Origin of the sequence: Acidiplasma cupricumulans (assembly GCF_001402935.1) — an archaeon.
Taxonomy (GTDB): Archaea; Thermoplasmatota; Thermoplasmata; order Thermoplasmatales; family Thermoplasmataceae; genus Acidiplasma; species Acidiplasma aeolicum.
Genome location: NZ_LKBH01000211.1, coordinates 1 through 1,560 on the forward strand (window position 1 = coordinate 1; position 1,560 = coordinate 1,560).

At 31.0% G+C, this 1,560-nt stretch carries 2 protein-coding genes and 1 tRNA gene; all 3 read right to left on the reverse strand.

What is annotated here, in order from left to right:
• Positions 1–173 precede the first annotated feature (173 nt).
• Positions 174–315 (reverse strand) — tRNA-Trp (locus tag AOG55_RS09365).
• A 269-nt stretch (positions 316–584) separates the two neighbouring features.
• Positions 585–773 (reverse strand): hypothetical protein, encoded by a 189-nt coding sequence (locus AOG55_RS09660; protein WP_055041051.1) that lies wholly within the window; start codon positions 771–773, stop codon positions 585–587.
• Between the two features lie 225 nt (positions 774–998).
• Positions 999–1,310 (reverse strand): hypothetical protein, encoded by a 312-nt coding sequence (locus tag AOG55_RS09665; protein ID WP_197065839.1) that lies wholly within the window; start codon positions 1,308–1,310, stop codon positions 999–1,001.
• Positions 1,311–1,560: the final 250 nt, after the last annotated feature.

The window sequence follows — 1,560 nt, forward strand, 5'->3', positions numbered from 1 at the left end:
TAAACTTATATTTTATGATTTATTGGGGCAATAAATAATTTATAACGGAGATGCCGAAATATAAGTATCTCACTTAACAGGTATTTTGGTTTTAATAATTATATAAAAATTCCATAATACTAAGAATATGCTTTAAATTTGAGCTTTATGCATGGAAAATATAATAAAATATGTGGGAGCACTGGGATTTGAACCCAGATCTAAGGGTCTCTTCCATGTTTCATCGTTCCAGTCATTCATCATTTAATCAGATGACCTTTAGCTAATCACAAACTGACTGGAGCCCTCTAGGATACCTGATTACCCCATGCTCCCTTACATACAGTATTATTTTTTAATATAAATATTATAGTGTTTTAGTTAATTCCATTGATACCCTTATATTAAATTTATAATCATCAGAATTTATTAGAAATCATAAAATCGATTTTAAATGGTGATTATTAAGCAGAACCAAAAAATACATATTAATACCATATTATAATTATTATTTCAACATAAAGCTTTATTTTAAACCTTTTATGATGTATGTAATTCACCATATTTTTATATAATACATATCTCTAAGAGTGTCCAAACATACTTCATATTACGATATACATTATTTTCCTCCCTGAGATTCCGGTTATTTTATTTGCCATTACAATACAGTTGTATGCAACTATAATTTCTCCTATGGCTATGTCATAATTCCTGTGCCTAACATACCAGATGTACTCCATTCCCAGTATTTCCTTAAGAATGGAAAATGTCCTTTCTATCTCCCACCTCAATTTGTACCTTGATGATTCCTTTTTCCTTAATGCTATACCCAGTTTCCTGTTATAAGTTAATCTATCCTCAACAAGTCCACTTCTCTTATTTGTGCCTATAACAGGTATACTATGTGCATTCTCAAAAATATAATCATATATTAATTAGAAGAATCATATGCAGCACCCATTAAAATATATCTGAAATCTCTTACAGAATCTATCATTTCAAATGCTATAGTCTTGTCATATGCAGATGCGGTGGTTATCTTCCATTCCATTATGGATAATGAATCGGCATCTATTGAAGCATGCACCTTTAGTATTCGTGGCCCATTGTGCTGTACCCCATGAACTTTCAGGATCCCTGTATTTCTTATTCTTCCTCCTCATATGTGCATTTGTATCCCTGCAGGTCTTTACAATGGATGAATCCACTGCAGCATTATCATTATCAGGATTTATCATATCTATTATTGATGAATTTATATAATGCCAGTATATCCTCAGAGACCTATAAGATAATGTCCTGAAGTTGGGTATATCATTTATATTCAATAACTCCATGAATTCTTTATGGTTGTTGAAGAAGTATTTAAAGACCTGTAGGATGCTCCATAGATTTTCAAGATTACAATAATCTTTACAATAAGTTTATTTGAGTACTTTCTGATTCTATCCTCCGCAACTATTTTATCCAACCTTTGCATAATTAATGGGATGTGGTTCGCTGCCATATCCCACTAATAATTTTCAAATTAATAAATATGACAATTGTCGAACAAATTATGAAGGTTTGGACACGCTA